The 16,214-nt window shown below is 39.5% G+C and carries 16 protein-coding genes and 1 riboswitch; of the genes, 6 read left to right on the top strand and 10 right to left on the bottom strand.

The features are described 5' to 3' along the window. Window positions 1-92: 92 nt before the first annotated feature. The 5 genes from Q0E08_RS06810 to Q0E08_RS06790 all read left to right on the top strand — a co-directional run bounded on the left by Q0E08_RS06810 (window position 93) and on the right by Q0E08_RS06790 (window position 4,254). Window positions 93-1,259, top strand: coding sequence for a ribose-phosphate pyrophosphokinase (locus tag Q0E08_RS06810; RefSeq protein WP_366775015.1), 1,167 nt, complete (start codon window positions 93-95; stop codon window positions 1,257-1,259). Between the two features lie 49 nt (window positions 1,260-1,308). Further along, a complete protein-coding gene (locus Q0E08_RS06805) occupies window positions 1,309-1,827 on the top strand; it encodes a DUF5640 domain-containing protein (RefSeq protein ID WP_294778286.1) in 519 nt (172 codons plus the stop codon). A gap of 59 nt (window positions 1,828-1,886) precedes the next feature. Next, window positions 1,887-2,147: a sporulation transcriptional regulator SpoIIID gene (spoIIID, locus tag Q0E08_RS06800; RefSeq protein WP_294778284.1), complete on the top strand. Its 261-nt coding sequence runs from the start codon at window positions 1,887-1,889 to the stop codon at window positions 2,145-2,147. 4 nt (window positions 2,148-2,151) lie between these two features. Beyond that, on the top strand, window positions 2,152-2,949 hold the full coding sequence (gene proC / locus Q0E08_RS06795; protein ID WP_294778282.1) for a pyrroline-5-carboxylate reductase: 798 nt from the start codon (window positions 2,152-2,154) through the stop codon (window positions 2,947-2,949). A 123-nt stretch (window positions 2,950-3,072) separates the two neighbouring features. Then, window positions 3,073-4,254, top strand: coding sequence for a hypothetical protein (locus tag Q0E08_RS06790; protein WP_294778280.1), 1,182 nt, complete (start codon window positions 3,073-3,075; stop codon window positions 4,252-4,254). Between the two features lie 50 nt (window positions 4,255-4,304). Here Q0E08_RS06790 and metK read toward each other — a convergent pair whose 3' ends face one another. Next, a complete protein-coding gene (gene metK / locus Q0E08_RS06785; protein ID WP_294778278.1) occupies window positions 4,305-5,483 on the bottom strand; it encodes a methionine adenosyltransferase in 1,179 nt (392 codons plus the stop codon). A gap of 84 nt (window positions 5,484-5,567) precedes the next feature. Next, a riboswitch (SAM riboswitch) is annotated at window positions 5,568-5,669 on the bottom strand. A 175-nt stretch (window positions 5,670-5,844) separates the two neighbouring features. On the opposite strand from metK, the gene Q0E08_RS06780 reads away from it, so the two are divergent. Further along, window positions 5,845-7,407, top strand: a complete 1,563-nt coding sequence (locus Q0E08_RS06780; RefSeq protein WP_294778276.1) for an NAD(P)-dependent oxidoreductase — start codon at window positions 5,845-5,847, stop codon at window positions 7,405-7,407. A 44-nt stretch (window positions 7,408-7,451) separates the two neighbouring features. On the opposite strand, the gene Q0E08_RS06775 is transcribed toward Q0E08_RS06780, so the two are convergent. From Q0E08_RS06775 to Q0E08_RS06735, 9 genes are all read right to left on the bottom strand, one after another. Next, window positions 7,452-7,856 carry a hypothetical protein gene (locus Q0E08_RS06775; protein WP_294778274.1) on the bottom strand — a complete coding sequence of 135 codons (405 nt, stop codon included), beginning with the start codon at window positions 7,854-7,856 and terminating at the stop codon, window positions 7,452-7,454. A gap of 6 nt (window positions 7,857-7,862) precedes the next feature. Next, on the bottom strand, window positions 7,863-8,465 hold the full coding sequence (locus Q0E08_RS06770; protein WP_294778272.1) for an HdeD family acid-resistance protein: 603 nt from the start codon (window positions 8,463-8,465) through the stop codon (window positions 7,863-7,865). A gap of 282 nt (window positions 8,466-8,747) precedes the next feature. Further along, window positions 8,748-9,284, bottom strand: coding sequence for a TetR/AcrR family transcriptional regulator (locus Q0E08_RS06765; protein ID WP_294778270.1), 537 nt, complete (start codon window positions 9,282-9,284; stop codon window positions 8,748-8,750). 15 nt (window positions 9,285-9,299) lie between these two features. After that, on the bottom strand, window positions 9,300-10,487 hold the full coding sequence (locus Q0E08_RS06760) for a DNA recombination protein RmuC (protein WP_294778268.1): 1,188 nt from the start codon (window positions 10,485-10,487) through the stop codon (window positions 9,300-9,302). A gap of 77 nt (window positions 10,488-10,564) precedes the next feature. Then, a complete protein-coding gene (locus tag Q0E08_RS06755; protein ID WP_294778266.1) occupies window positions 10,565-11,800 on the bottom strand; it encodes a VanW family protein in 1,236 nt (411 codons plus the stop codon). Between the two features lie 14 nt (window positions 11,801-11,814). Continuing rightward, window positions 11,815-12,528, bottom strand: coding sequence for an L-ribulose-5-phosphate 4-epimerase (locus Q0E08_RS06750; protein WP_294778264.1), 714 nt, complete (start codon window positions 12,526-12,528; stop codon window positions 11,815-11,817). Between the two features lie 9 nt (window positions 12,529-12,537). Next, window positions 12,538-14,010 (bottom strand): L-arabinose isomerase, encoded by a 1,473-nt coding sequence (araA, locus tag Q0E08_RS06745; RefSeq protein ID WP_294778262.1) that lies wholly within the window; start codon window positions 14,008-14,010, stop codon window positions 12,538-12,540. Between the two features lie 11 nt (window positions 14,011-14,021). Then, on the bottom strand, window positions 14,022-15,596 hold the full coding sequence (locus Q0E08_RS06740) for a xylulokinase (RefSeq protein WP_294778260.1): 1,575 nt from the start codon (window positions 15,594-15,596) through the stop codon (window positions 14,022-14,024). A gap of 69 nt (window positions 15,597-15,665) precedes the next feature. Then, entirely contained in the window at window positions 15,666-16,193 is a 528-nt protein-coding gene (locus Q0E08_RS06735) for a hypothetical protein (RefSeq protein WP_294778258.1), read from the bottom strand. Between the last annotated feature and the right edge of the window lie 21 nt (window positions 16,194-16,214).

Here is a 16,214-nt window from a genome sequence, read left to right as displayed (position 1 = left end):
ATATTAAAAAATTATATTAAGTGTTTATTTTTGGTGCAATATGTTGTAAAATGTAAGCATAAATTGAGAGGAGTATTTTTAAAATGCCAAGAATCACAGCAGAAGAAGTACAAACAATCCCTTACGGTCCGTTGGGTATTATCGCTTTGCCGGGCACGGAAGCACTTGCCGCAAAGATTGATAATTACCTTGTAAAATGGAGAGCAGAACAAGCAGCCGCTCACAAAGAAAACATTGCTTTTTACGGCTACCAAAGAGATACTTACCTTATTGACACAACAATCGCAAGATTCGGTTCGGGCGAAGGTAAGGCTGTAATAAACGACACAATCAGAGGCTACGACCTTTACATTGTTGTTGACTGTTTCAATTACAGCGTAAAATACAATATGTACGGAATGGACGTTCCGAAGTCACCGGACGACCATTTTTCGGATTTAAAGAGAGTAATCTCAGCTGCTTCAAGCAAAGCAAAGAGAATTAATGTAATTATGCCTATGCTTTATGAAGGCAGACAGCACAAGCGTTCATCCCGTGAATCACTTGACTGTGCAATGGCTTTGCAAGAACTCACAACTTTAGGTGTTGAAAACATCATTACATTTGACGCACACGACCAAAGAGTTCAAAATTCAATTCCTCACAAATCATTTGAAAATGTTATGCCTACATACCAGATGATTAAGGCTATTGTTAACAATGTTGACGATTTGAGCGTTGATCCGGATCATCTTATGATCATTTCCCCTGACGAAGGTGCAATGCACAGATGTATTTATTTTGCGACACAACTCGGTGTTAACCTCGGTATGTTCTACAAGAGAAGAGATTACACAAGAGTTGTAAACGGCAGAAATCCTATTGTTGCTCATCAATACCTCGGTGACAGCGTTGAGGGCAAGGACATCATCATTGTTGACGATATGATTTCTTCAGGCGAAAGCATGCTTGAAGTTGCTAAGAAGCTTAAAGAACTCAAAGCAAAAAGAATATTTGTCTGCACGGCATTCGGTCTTTTCTGCAACGGTCTTGAAATTTTTGACAAAGCACACGAAGACGGCATTTTTGAAAAGGTATTTACAACAAACGGTGTATATCAGTCACCTGAACTTCTTTCAAGAGATTGGTATCAGAATGTTGAACTTTCAAAATATCTTGCATACTTCCTTGACACAATCAACCATGACTTGTCGGTATCAACTTTGCTTGACAATTCAAATAAAATTGACGCATTACTTAAGAAAAAAGGTCTTAAATAATTATCCGACTATCCGACGTTATAATATCTATTGAAAGGCTATGAATAATATGAGTAAAAAGAAAACATCCGGTGTTGCCAAAATTATTTTGGTAATCATCTTGAGCATTTTGATTATGACTTTGGTTCCTACGGGAATTTACTGTGCCGTTGAGCACAAAAATCCTGCCGAAATGGTAAGTTCTGCATTTTCTTCGGCAAATCCTGAACTTTTAATCGGCAAATGGCAAAACGAAACAAGAAGTTCGGCATATGAATTCTACGAGGACGGAACTTACGAAAGCTACTTCAGTACTTTCTCATTTAAGGGTGACTACACGGTTAAAGGTGACGAACTCACACTTTCAAATCCTTCAAGCGACAGCACTGTTGTTTACAAATTTAAAGTAGATAAAAAGACTCTTTCAATGTCTGTAAGTCAAGAAGGCGGTTTGGATTCAAATGCAACACAAAGCGTTGAATACAACAGAGTTGACAGAATCGAAACCAAGACGCTTACAGATTTGCTCGGAGATGTTGTAAATTCAACTCAGAACGACGAAGACACAACAGATTCAAGCGAAGAATAATCTCAAAGTAATATAAACAAAAACACGGTCATATTAATTACTCAGAAGGAGTAATCGATATGACCAAAAATGTTGAATTACGATGCATCGAGCTTGGTAAATACATTGCAGAAAACAAAACAACCGTGAGGCAAACGGCAAAAGTTTTCGGCATAAGCAAAAGCACGGTACATATGGATGTTACAAAACGATTGGAAGAAATTTCTCCCCTGCTTGCCGACAAGGTAAACGCTGTTTTGCAAGACAACAAATCGCAAAGACACATACGAGGCGGCGAAGCTACGAGAAAAAAATATTGCCAAATAAAAGGAAAGAAGTAAAAATATGTCTATCGGATTTATCGGATGCGGAAATATGGCAAGTGCCATCATCTGCGGAATCATTGACAACAAGGCTGTAAAAGCGGAAGAAGTGAATGTTTTTGATGTTTATGCCCCTGCAACAGACAGCATAAAAGCGAAGTACAACATTAATGTTTTTAGCAGCGAAGAAGAAATTGTAAAAAACAGCGATACGGTAGTTTTGGCTGTTAAACCGAATGTGCTCTCCTCGGTTCTCAAAAAAATTGACGGAGCACTCGGCGACAAGGACACCTTGATTATATCCATTGCCGCAGGCAAAAGCACCGAATTCATTGCGTCACAGCTTACTCACGACAACAGAATAATCCGTGTAATGCCAAACATCAACGCAAAAGTGAGCGAGGCAATTTGTGCATATACGGCAAATGCCAAAGCGACCGATGATGACAAGAGTTTGACCGAAAAAATCTTTTCGGCTGTCGGCAAAATCATTTATCTTGAAGAAAACTACTTCCCTCTTTTCGGCGTTCTCGGCGGTTGCACCCCGGCACTTGCGTATATGTTCATTGACGAACTTGCAAGAGCGGGCGTTAAAAACGGAATGAAGAAAGATGTTGCATTGAAAATTTCTGCACAGGCTGTACTCGGCAGTGCCAAAATGATTCTTGAAAGTGACGAACATCCGTATGAGCTTATTGACAAGGTATGCTCACCGGGCGGAACAACTATTGAAGCTGTTACCTCTTTGCAGGAAAACGGATTCAATTCCGCAATTCACAAAGCCGTTGACAAAGCGGTTGAAAAGGACAGCAAATTATAATAACAATCAACTCAAAGCACTTGAAAGTAAAAAACTCAAGTGCTTTTTTATTTGTTTTGCTAATAGACAAGATTATATATAAATGGTAATATATTTATATATGTATATAAAGGAGAAAAGACAATGAAAAAAGTATATTCAATTTTAATCACAATTTGCCTATTTTTCATTTTTACATTTGGCACATCAACTGTGTTTGCCGCTCAAATTGATTCCGACACTGTCAGCGATGACGGAACAAGAATTGTTAACATTTCACCGAACGGTGAGGAGGACGACACCATTTCAATCCGCAAAGTTCTTAAAGACAGTATGTGCAACAAACTTGTTGTTAATTTTGCACCCGGCGAATACACATTGACTAATTCCCTGCCGATTTTTGACAACACTACGCTCAATTCCAACGGTGCTGTGTTCAATCAAAAAACAGACGGCAAGGGTTTGCTAATCAACGGATTTCATATGAACAGTTCATACGGAAAAGGTTCAGGCGGATACGGCTCGCTTAAAAATGTTGTAATCAACGGCGGAACTTGGGTTGGCACAGCAGAGCCTAACACAGAAAAGGCCTTGAAAGACAACGGATTTTATGTTGGCTACTCGTCATTTTTGTTTATGCACGCTCAAAATATCACCATCAAAAACTGCTCATTTAAAAACAACTACAACGGACATTTTATCGAGTTGGCAGGAGTTAAAAACGCAAGAATTAAAAACTGCAATATGGCTATGGGCGGAAGCAGATATGTAGGCGAAGGCTCAAACGAAGCTATCCAAATTGACAACACATATAAGCAGAGCAATTCTCCGTCAGGTGCTCCGTGGGATGATACAGCTTGCGAAAACATCACGATTTCAAACTGCAAAATCAAATTTGCAAGAGGCATCGGCACAAACAGAGTCGGCAACACATTTTTCAAGAATATTAAGGTTCAGGGCTGCACAATCACATCAACAAACGAAGCACTCAATATGTATGATGTACTCGGTTTGAATGTCAACAAGTGCACAATCAAAACCACAGGAAAATTCAAGGACTATCGTTCGGTTGCAATGTATGTGGGACTTGACAGTGTGCCAAAGGGCGGCAACGCATCAAAAGCAAACGCGACTATTACCAACAACAAGATTTACGGCAACACAGCCGGACTTAAAATGTGGAACTTAAAGTCAAAAGCAAAGTTCAACAAAGTTACAATCAAAGGCAACAAAATCTATTGCAAAAAAGGCAAAGATAAAGCATTACAGCACACAAAGAGTATAAAGAAACTTGTTAAATCAAAGAACACAATTAAAAAACAGTAAAACAAAACGGCTTGAAAGAATTCAAGCCGTTTTGCTATTATAATGTAAAATTACATATACTTTTTGATTTCGTCAACCTTATTTGTTTGCTCCCAAGGAACATTGAGGTCTTCTCTGCCCATATGACCGTAAGCGGCAACTGCCTTGTAAATCGGCCTTCTCAAATCAAGGTTCTTGATGATTGCGGACGGACGAAGGTCGAATACCTTATTAACGATTTCGCTGATTTCGTCATCATCCTTTTTGCCTGTGCCGAATGTGTCAACCATTACAGAAACAGGCTTTGCAACACCGATTGCATATGCAAGCTCAACCTCACACTTATCTGCAAGACCTGCTGCAACAATATTCTTTGCTACCCATCTTGAAGCATAAGCTGCTGAACGGTCAACCTTTGTTGGGTCTTTACCGGAGAAAGCACCGCCGCCGTGACGGGCGTATCCACCGTATGTATCAACAATAATCTTTCTGCCTGTAAGACCCGAATCGCCCATAGGACCGCCGATAACAAATCTGCCTGTTGGGTTTACATAAAATACGGTATCCTCATCCATAAGTTCGGCAGGTACAGTTGTTTTGATAACATTTTCGATAATATCTTCTCTGAGTTGTTCAAGAGAAACATCGGCACTGTGCTGTGAAGAAACAACGATTGTTGTAACACGAACAGGCTTGTTGTCTACATATTCAACAGTAACCTGAGTTTTGCCGTCTGCACGGAGATAAGGCAATGTGCCGTTCTTTCTAACCTCTGTGAGTTTGAGAGCAAGCTTGTGAGCAAGAGAGATAGGCATTGGCATAAGTTCCTTGGTTTCGTTACAAGCGTAACCAAACATCATACCCTGGTCGCCGGCACCGTTGAGGTTGTCCTCATCTTCTTCATTATTCTTAAGCTCAAATGACTTATCAACACCCATAGCTATATCAGGTGATTGCTTGTCAAGAGAAGTGATAACGGCACAAGTGTTGCCGTCAAATCCCTTTGCACTGTCGTCATATCCGATTTCGCAAACAGTTTTGCGAACGATAGCGTTGATATCAACATTAGCTTTTGTTGTGATTTCGCCCATAACATGAACCTGACCTGTTGTGCATGTTGTTTCGCAGGCAACACGGGACTGTGGGTCCTGTTCAATCATAGCATCAAGAATTGCGTCTGAAATTTGGTCACAGATTTTGTCAGGATGACCTTCTGTAACAGATTCGCTTGTAAATAAAAAGCGTGACATATATATTACCTCTTTCTGTATAATTACTTATTTTTCGGCAAAAAGGACAAAATAAAAAGCACACGGCGGTTACCGTATGCTGATAATTCATCATTCGGTATTATCTTACCGCAGGTATTAGCACCTTACAACATGCAGGTTGCTGTGGTGTCACAGGGCCAGTCCCTCGACCACTCTTGATAATCTCTATTCCTTTTTACTACACATATGATACTATAAAGAATATAAATTGTCAACAAAATTTTTATTGAAATATTTGTTAATTTATATTGTAATTTGTTTAGAAATAGTTTATAATTAATATGTTAACATTTATGCTTATTGTTAATAAGTACAATTTGCTGTTTAAGGAGGAAAAATAATGGCAAAGAAAACCGTATTCGTTACCGGCGGTACCGGTAATATGGGTTGGGCTGCAGTTCAGGAAATGATTAAGCATCCAAATGAAATCAACATCAAGATGCTTGCAAGAAAAAGCCCAAAGAACGAAGAAAAATTAAAAGGTATTATGGCTAAGCCTAATGTTCAGGTTGTATGGGGTGACTTGGGCGATTACGATTCAATCCTCGAAGGCGTAACAGGTTCAGACTATGTATTACATATCGGCGGTATGGTATCTCCTACTGCTGACTGGAAGCCATACAGAACACAAAAAACAAACATCGGTGCTGCACAGAACATCTGCAAGGCTGTTTTGGCTCAACCGAACGCTGATGATATTAAGGTATGCTACATCGGTACTGTTGCTGAAACAGGCGACAGAAACTACCCTATCCACTGGGGCAGATGCGGTGACCCTATCAAAATTTCTATCTACGACCACTATGCAATTTCAAAGACTGTTGCAGAGCGCACATTTGTTGAAAGCGGCATCAAGAATTGGGTTGTAATGCGTCAGAGCGGTATTCTCTATCCAAACATTCTCAAGAATATGGACCCTATTATGTTCCATGTACCGATTAACGGTGTACTTGAATGGTGTACTGTTGAGGACTCGGGCAGACTTATGTGCAACCTTGTACTTGAAGACGAAAAAGGCACACTCGGTGCTGATTTCTGGAACCATTTCTTCAACATCGGTTCAGGCGAACAATACAGAATTTCCAACTACGAGTTTGAATGCCTCCTTCTTGGCACTCTCGGTCTTGCAGGCCCTGAAAAGCTCTTTGACCCTAACTGGTTCATCACAAAGAACTTCCACGGTCAATTCTATGCAGACGGTGACAAGCTTGAAGAATTCCTCCACTTCAGAGAGAATCTCCCTGTTCAGGATTACTTCAACAGACTTGCAGATCAGGTTGAATTCTACTTCAAAATACCAAGATATCTTCCAAAGAATCTCGTTGCAGCTTGTGCAAAGCCATTCATGAAGAAGATTGCTACAACAAAAGACTTCGGTACTCTTGACTGGGTTGCTACAAGAAATCAGGAAAGACTTTCAGCATACTACGGCACATATGAGGACTGGGCAAAGATTCCTACAAAGTGGGAAGACTTTGAAATCACAAAGTTTGCAAAGAAAACATCTGATGCAGACGAATTCAAGCTTGACCACGGTTATGATGAAACAAAGCCTGAGTCAGAACTTGACATTGAAGATATGAAGCAAGCTGCTAAATTCCGTGGCGGCGAATGCCTCAGCGAAACAATGAAGAAGGGCGATATGGCTACAAAGCTCAAGTGGAAGTGCGGATACTGCGGTGCAGAGTTTGAAGCTTCTCCTGCTCTTATTCTTCTTGGCGGTCACTGGTGTCCTGAATGCTACATTCCTCAGAAGCAGTGGGATTACGACAACATCGCAAGAACAAACCCATTCTTCGCACAAGTTTGGTATCCTAACCACACTAAGGAAGAAACAAACGTTTACAAGTTTGACGATTTGTTCCAAATCGACGGCGTTAAGTGGGACGATATTAAGAGATAATTAAATATCAAAAAAATTAAGGGGCGTTCGCATTGAACGCTCCTTTAATTTATCGTTTCATTTGTCAAATCGGGCGAATATTCATCACAATAAGCAAAATGAAAATCTATACCCGTTGCGGTTGAAACCTCGCTCATAAGATTCATAAAATCATCCATACTTGTTTTATTGTTGCCTATAATTTTAAGCGTACAGTCAACAAATACATCAGTTATATCAAAGTTGCTTGCACAAAGCCCTGCCAAAAATCCGTAAAGCTGAATTGCACCGACCACATCATAATCGTTTGAATTGATGTATCTGATATTGCGTGGCAAAAAACATTTTAAATCATTGCTGTAATCTATAAAAATTACGGTTTTATTTTCGTCTTTTGATAAATCTGTTGCCTTTTGCAGGAGCATATTGGTTTTGCCGCAACCTTTATTTCCGGTTACATATTCTACCATAAATTATCACCCCATATTCTCGTCACTATGTATTGAATACTCTACATCTATTGAATTATTATGTTTTGATTTATTTTTTATTCTTTGTGTTGTATAAATAATTGAAACAAGCTTTTCAAATCCGATGAAGAAACAGCCGAGCCCGTAAAGAATTGTTATTACAACAGCACTTTTGAATGATTTGAATACAAGGACAAGACCGAGAGCCACGGATACTATTGAAAAAATAAGAAGCAAATACCAGCGAGGTAGTCCGAAGCGTTTGGCATCTATTGATGCCTGCAAGGTAAACAGACTGTCGACAATTATCATAATGCCTATAATTATAGGTAAAAGATTTATTATCCAATTAAGATGAATAAGTGTACACACACCGATTATAACAGACAAGATACCGAGTGCAAGGTCGAACTGAAACGCTATATTATACTTGTCCTGTGCAAAGTAAGCACAAATTTTGATTGTGCCGAGAATAATAAGCATAATACCGATTATATAGCAAACGGCAACCATTGAGAATTCCGGAAATCCGGCAAGCATTAATCCGATAATCATAAACAAAATACATACGCAAATATATATGCCTTTGATATTTTTTAGGTACTTCACAACCTCACATCCTTTTTATAATATATTCCGGCACGAACTGCTGTAACAACAATCCGCACCGGATAACAGTCGGCTCAATTTTGAGAAAAACAAACTTTTTGGAGAAACATTGAAAAGAGAACTTATAAGATGCTTGAATCCTAACTTAAGAACCGACCGATTGTTAGGCGTTCTTCCCTTTGACTACATTAAAGCATTTTTCAAACAAAAAATAAACTGACAAAAAAAGAAAAGTACACAATATTTGTGCACTTTTCATCTTTTGTAATACAAAAAATCAATTTAAAAATTATATTTACTCGATATTTGACCCAACTTTTCCAAAAATTCCTTTGGAGGAACCTTCATTCCGTTATGAACCCATTCAAAAAATGTGCCCGTAATAGCGTGCTTGTAAAATGTTGTGAAAATTTTTAAATCATAATCGTCAACAACTTTATTTTGAGCCGCAAGCTCCGCCTTTATCCTCTTATAAACAGCTTCACCGACAACATTTGTAACATAATTCTTAATATTGTCGGAATATTTTGACTTGAAAATATTTGTTATAATGCTCTTTTTGATAAGGGAATTCTCCGACATTTTTTGAAAAGCCTTTTTCCAATCAAATCTTTCAGGCTTAGGCTTATTAAATTCTGCCATAGTATCGTCAAAAATATCTTTGAGCACATCATAAATATCGTGATAATGATAATAAAATGTGTTTCGGCTGATGCCGATATCATCAATTATATCCTTGACCTTAATACTGTCAAGAGGCTTTGACTGCAACAATCGGAGCATTGACGATTTTATTTCCTTTTTAGTGAATTGTTGCATAACACTCACACTCCGTTAATCGAGAAGTTCAATATCCGTAGGGTCTGTATCAAGTGAGTTGACCGACTTCAAGTTCTTTTGAATAATATCGTTTCGGTGATTTGCGTCATCAATGGTTTTGCCGGCTTCATCAATCTTTTTCTTAGCTTTTTCAAGGAGGGTGCCGAACAAATCATACTGCTTTTTGGCATTGCCGAGAACCTTCCAGACTTCATTTGCACGCTTATTGATGGCGATTGAACTGAAACCGAGCGACAAGGAATTTAAAAGTGCGGTGATGGTGCTTGGACCCGCTACCAATATTCCCATTGCCTGAAGTTTTTCGGGAAGCCCCGTTTTGCTGTTCATTATCTCGGCGTAAAGTCCTTCCGTTGCAAGATACATAATTGCAAACGGCGTTGTAAACGGCTCGCTGATATAATTTTTAATTGCTTTTGCTTCATCTCTTACTCTTGCTTCAAGAGCTTTTTGAGCAGCATTTACGGCTTCGATATTACCCTGTTCAGCCGCTTCGCTGAGGCGAACATAATCTTCCATAGGAAATTTTGAATCTATAGGAAGCCAGCAAACCTCGTCATTTTCGGCATTTGGAATTTTAACGGCAAATTCCACCTGACCGTTATATTTAGGGTTTGTCCTTACATTTGTTTCGTACATATTAGGGATAATTTGTTCAAGGATATTACCGAGTTGAAGTTCTGCCCAAGTACCTCTTGTTTTTACATTTGTAAGAATACGGTTAAGACCGCTTACGCCGACCGACAAATCTTTCATTTCACCGAGCGACTTATAAACAGAAGTGAGCTGCTTTGACACCTGTTCAAACGATGAATCAATACGCTTGTTGAGTGTTGAAGTGAGCTTTTCGTCAACTGTTGCACGCATTTGTTCAAGCTTTTTTTCATTGCTCTCCTGCATAGAAGCAATAGATGTTTGAATAAGTTTTGTTTGGGTGATATTGTTATTATTAAGCGTTTCAACAACCTTGACCTGCTGCTCGTAATTCTTATTCACAAGGTCGTTCATCTGGCGGGAAAGTTCCTCTATTCTTGCTGTATTATCGTGTTTGTTAACGGTATCGATAATTTGACGGGTTAGTTCCTCTGTTTTTGCTGAATTGCTGTTTTTTCTTTGAGAAAGCAAAAGAGCTATCGTAACAATCAAAAGCCCTATACAAATCCCCAACAAAATATATGTAAGCATATAGTCACCTCTTTTTTAATATAGAATAACACAACACCTGCCAAAATTCAATGGCAGGTGTCATTTTTTGGACAGTATTAATAATATGACTTTGTTGTGTAATTGCACTTACCGCCTGCATAGCGTTTCATAGTAAAGTTTTTACCGCTTCGTTTAACGGTAACCTTAACCTTTTTAGGTTTAACATTTTGACTTGTAAGGAATGTACATGAGATAACGCCGTTTTTAACAGTCATCTTTATCTTTATAGGATAGTTTGTATTATTCTTAAACTGCAAATCCTGAGTAGGCCAATAAATAGCTGCGTCCCTGCCGAGAGGAACATATGATACTCTTTGAGAGTGCTGATGTCTTTCGACAATCTTGAGGTTGGAAAGCAAAACGGTATTGAAAACGGTAGAAGCTACTTGGCATACACCGCCGCCGATACCCATTGACATTGCGTTTGGACCGTTGAAAACATGAGCCTTTTTATAACCTTTGCCTGCCGTTCTTTTGCCTACAACATCATTGAATGAAAAAGTTTCACCCGGTGCAAGGACCGTACCGTCTATTGCCTTTGATGCAATTTTGAGATTTGTGGTTCTGTCCTTATTATTTACATACTTTGAAGAATACTTTGAATAAGTTCTTGTAAATGCACTGTTGAGCTTATTTGACCAAGCACCGAATACAGGCTTGTTGTTTGCATCATATTTTAACGCTCTTACACGAACATAATACTTTTTACTATTATTTGCAACATTTACGGTTTTGGAAATATTATCCTTGCCTTTTACCAAAACATACTTAACACCGGATTTAAACGCACTGTCTTTGGAGTACATAATTTGATAAGCGTCGCACGAAACTTTGCTCCACTCAACAACAAGTTTTTTTCTGTTTTTTGCACCGTAGCAAGCCTTTAATTTTACAGCATTAGGTGCAGTAACAGGCTTTATCGGCTTTACCGGTTTAACGGTTGTAGTTTCTTCCGGTTTTGCAGTAATTGTAAAATTAACCGATTTTGTACCTTGATAAGCAGAACCGTCAACAGCAGTAATTACAAGCTTTGCAGTTCCTGCATCTACATTATTGAAAAATTCATCGATATAATCAATATCTTTTGTAAGAAGAATTCCGTTAAGAGTTACGGTATAACTCGGTTCAATCGGTTCTCCGGTTGCTTCATAGCTTGTTTTTGCTCCGGTAAAAGTGACAACGGCATTTGCCAAATCATTTGTTGCAACTTCATCTGCATACACAGGCATTGCTGAAGTGATGAGCAAAACGAACGATAAAAGAATCGCAAAAAGTTTGCTTGTTTTTTTCATTATATATTGTCCTCCTATTTATTTCCCTGACCGTAATAAGCGTTTTTGCCGTGCTTACGCTCATAATGCTTGTCAAGGAGATAATCTTCTATTCCGATATTTGAATCCTTGCTTAATGACGCAACGGATTCGGTTCTGTATGCCATTTTGCATACTTCCTCCAAAATCAGGGCATTTTCAACTGCTTTTTCGGCATTTTTGCCCCATGTAAAAGGGCCGTGACGATGAATAAGAACAGCCGGGCACTCCTCAGGAGAAATGCCTCTTTTGGCAAATTCTTCAACTATAACCTTACCGGTATTAAGTTCATATGCCGACTCAACCTCTTCCTTGGTGAGCCCTCTTGTACAAGGAACGGCACCGTTGGCAAAATCGGCATGAGTTGTGCCGTAAGCCGGAACATCTCTGCCTGCCTGTGCCCATGAGCATCCCCAAGACGAATGAGTATGAACAACGCCGCCTATATCTTTAAAATTTCTGTATAGTTCCATATGAGTAGGCGTATCGGAAGACGGATTGAGTTTACCCTCAACCTTATTACCCTCAAGGTCCATAACAACCATATCATCGGCAGTCATTTTACTATATGGCACACCCGACGGCTTTATTACAAAAAGTCCGCTTTCACGGTCAATAGCCGATACATTACCCCAAGTAAGCACAACCAAACCGTACTCAACAAGTTTTAAATTTTGTTCAAATACTTCTTTTTTTAACGCTTCTAACATTTTTACTCCTTACATACCGAGTTTGTATGCAACATCGTTATAAAACAATTCTTTTCTGAATTCGTTAATCTCTGTGTCCTTATTGATATGTATAAACTCAATACCCATAATTTCGGCAAAATCACGCATATGTTCTGCATTAAGTGAATACGAAAGTACGCTGTGATGTGCACCGCCGGCATACATCCATGCTTCTGCCGAAGTTTGAAGGCAAGGGAGCGGCTTCCACAAAACACCTGCAACAGGAAGTTTTGGCATATCGTTTACCTGTTCCTTACATTCAACATCATTGACAATCATACGAAGTCTGTCGCCCATATCAACAAGAGTGACAACAATCGCATTGCCTGTTTGAGCCTTGAATACCAAACGGGCAGGGTCTTCTCTGTCGCCTATACCGAGAGGGTGAACCTGAATTTTTGCTTTTTCTGCCGCAACGGTTGGGCAAACCTCAAGCATATGTGAACCAAGGAGCATCTCGTTGCCTGGCTCAAAATGATATGTATAATCTTCCATAAAGGCTGTACCGCCCTGCATACCCTCTGCCATAAGTTTCATAACACGGGTCATAGCGGCAACTTTCCAGTCGCCCTCTGCACCGAAGCCGTAGCCCTGACGCATAAGGTCCTGAGCGGCAAGACCCGGAAGCTGACGAAGCTCCTGTAAATCTTCAAAGTTTGTATGGAATGCACCAAAGCCCTCTTTTTCAAGGAACTTTTTGATTGCAACTTCTTCCCTTGCCTGATACCTTACGGCATCAATATTGTCGGTATCCATAATATAATTCTTTTCATATTCAGCCATTTGAGCGTCGATTTCATCGTCGGTAACGGCATTAACGAGTTTAATAATATCACCCACGCCGTAGTGGTCAACCTGCCAACCGAGTTTAATCTGTGCTTCAATCTTATCGCCGTCGGTTACTGCTACATTACGCATATTGTCTGAAATACGAAGAACACGAAGTTTTCGGCTTTCCATAGCACCGACTGCGGCTCTCATCCAAGTGCCGATTTTATCCTGAACGGTTTCATCTTTCCAATAGCCTGCAACCGCCTTTTGCTTTAATCTCATACGAGCGGCAATATAGCCGTGTTCTCTGTCACCGTGTGCGGACTGATTGAGATTCATAAAGTCCATATCAATATCCTGCCACGGAATATCACGGTTATATTGGGTATTTACATGAAGAAACGGCTTTTTGAGAGCATTAAATCCCGCAATCCACATTTTAGACGGAGAAAAAGTGTGCATCCATGTGATAACACCTGCACAGTGCTCATCATTGTTTGCCGCCTGCATAACATCCAAAATTTCTTTTGATGTTTTTACACAAGGCTTTGCAACAACCTTACAAGGGAGTTTTTTGCTCCATTCGTCTGCCATTTCTGTTGCGTGAGAATTGATAGTTTCAAAAATATCTTCGCCGTAAAGGAACTGAGTGCCTACTACGAACCAAAATTCATAATCTTTAAATGCCATTGTTATTCTCCTTAAATATTTTCATAAGCGGCAATTTCTGCTTTGAGTGCCGACTTATATAATTTCATATATTCATTAAAGCCGTTTACATCGTTTTCATCGGGTGCAACGGTTTTACATTCGCTGTTTACGAACACTTTGTTATTGAGATATTCGTCGAGCGGTTCAACACCGTCAACAACATATTTTGCAAGGACAGCCATACCCCAGGCTCCGCCCTCGCCTGCTGTTTTCATAACGGCAACAGGACAATTCATTGCACCTGCCATAAGTTTTTGACCGACGAGCGGAGTTTTGAAAAGTCCGCCGTGACCCATAAGGCAATCGATAGTAACATTTTCTTTTTCAAGAATTTCCATACCGATTTTGAGGGTTGCCATTGTTGAATAAATTTGCGAACGCATAAAGTTTGCAAGATTGAAATTTGCACCCTGCGTTCTTACAAAAAGCGGTCTGCCGTCCTCTGTGTGAGAAACTGGTTCGCCTGAAAAATAATTTATATTAACAAGTCCGCCTGCATCAGGCTCACCGTAAAGTGCGGCCTCATACAAAGCGTCATAAAGCTCCGGCTTGGAAATTTGCTTTCCGACGGCAGAAGCAAACTGACCGAAAACATTTACCCAATAATCAAGGTCCGTGCAACAGTTATTGCAGTGCACCATTGCAACCGGCTTGCCGACAGGAGTTGTTACCATATCAATTTCTTCATAAACCTTTGAAAGCTGATTTTCAAGAACAACCATTGAAAAAATCGAAGTACCTGCACTGACATTACCCGTTTTAACAGCTATTGCATTGGTAGCGGTCATACCCGTTCCGGCATCGCCCTCTGGAGGTGCCATAGGAACACCCGATTTAAGAGTGCCCGAGGGGTCAAGAAGTCTTGCACCGTCTTCGGTGAGAGTACCGGCATTTTCACCTGCCACAAGAACCTTTGGCAAAATTTGAAGAATATCAATGCCAAGTTCTTTAACCTTAGGGATAGCATTGAACTTTTTTGCCATTTGGGAATTATAATCGTTAACGGTGCTGTCTATAGGGAACATACCTGACGCTTCGCCGACACCGACAACCTTCTGCCCCGACAGCTTGAAGTGAACATATCCTGCAAGAGTTGTAAGAAAAGCGATATTTTTTGTATGCTCCTCACCGTTGAGAATTGCCTGATACAAATGAGCAATGCTCCATCTTTGCGGAATGTTAAAATCAAAAAGCTCCGTAAGTTCCTTAGCCGCCTCGCCTGTAATCGTGTTACGCCAAGTTCTGAATTCGCAAAGCTGATTGCCGTCTTTATCAAACGGAAGATAGCCGTGCATCATAGCGGAAAAGCCGAGCGACGCAAGATTTGTGATTTTTGAGCCGAACTTACTTTCACAATCATTATTAAGGTCTTTATAAGCATCCTGAAGCCCTGACCAAACATCATCAAGGCTGTAGGTCCAAATGCCGTTTACAAGCTGATTTTCCCAAGTATGGGAGCCTGAAGCGATAGGGTTAAAATCCTTGTCAATAAGCACAGCTTTTATTCGGGTTGAACCGAATTCTATACCCAAAGACTCCGTACCGTTAAGTGTATAATTCATCATAAACTATCCCCTAAATAATATATAGTTTATTATACAAAATCATTACTTATAATTCAACAAAATATTTGATTATTTTATATATTTTTCAACTTTTTTCTTTAACTTAATTCTATACAGTCTAAGGAGTAAAGTATACAGCTTGTCAAAGACAATAAAAACAAGATTTAGGCAAAGTGCAAATACAACAATCCCCCACTTACCGAGCATATCATCAAACGGTATGCCGAATACATAAACGCATAAAATTTGAGTGAGAACCATTGCGGCGTTAAAACTAACGAATTTTAGAAGATACGACATAAGTTTTGGTTTTATATCATTAAGTTTATCTCTGATTAATGGATAATAGCCAAAAAACAATACATAAAGGAGCACACATTCTTTATCATTCAGAAGAATAAAAGAAATAACGGAAGTTGACACAAAAGTAAGCAATGCACTCTTTTTTGAAACCGACTCCAAAAGCACAATCATAATAAGGCTTGCAACAAGAGGCATAGTGTAACCGAGCACCCAAACAATCGAGCCTAAAAAGAGCATAACAACCGACAGAGCCGTTGCTACACCGGAATATGCTATAACCTTTGAATTTTTCAAATTTATCGCCTCCTTTTTGTT

Source organism: uncultured Eubacterium sp. (genome assembly GCF_934561735.1).
Taxonomy (GTDB): Bacteria; Bacillota; Clostridia; order Oscillospirales; family Acutalibacteraceae; genus Eubacterium_R.
Note: the sequence above shows the minus strand (reverse complement) of the source record. Positions and strands in the feature narration are given on the sequence as shown.